This window comes from Staphylococcus gallinarum, assembly GCF_000875895.1.
Classification (GTDB): Bacteria; Bacillota; Bacilli; order Staphylococcales; family Staphylococcaceae; genus Staphylococcus; species Staphylococcus gallinarum.
On record NZ_JXCF01000208.1, the window covers coordinates 1 to 241 of the forward strand.

General features: G+C 34.4%; 1 pseudogene. It reads right to left on the minus strand.

The annotated features are described in order from the left end of the window. A pseudogene (locus SH09_RS14090) lies at window positions 1-241 on the minus strand (hypothiocyanous acid reductase MerA); the annotation flags it as partial.

Consider the following 241-nt stretch of genomic DNA (forward strand, 5'->3'; position numbering starts at 1 on the left):
TGGCATATGATTAACAGGTAACGTACCTTCTTTAATTTTATATCCTTGTGCTTTTGCCTCTTTAGTAGTTAATCCAACTCTAGACAATGGAGGGTCTAAAAAGACTGTATAGGGTACAACACCTCTGTTTTCTGTACTACGATTTCCTAATCCATATATTCGATCATTAACAATTCTAAAATCGTCTAAAGAAATGTAAGTAAACTGCATGCCTCCTTTAACATCACCAATTGCGAAAACA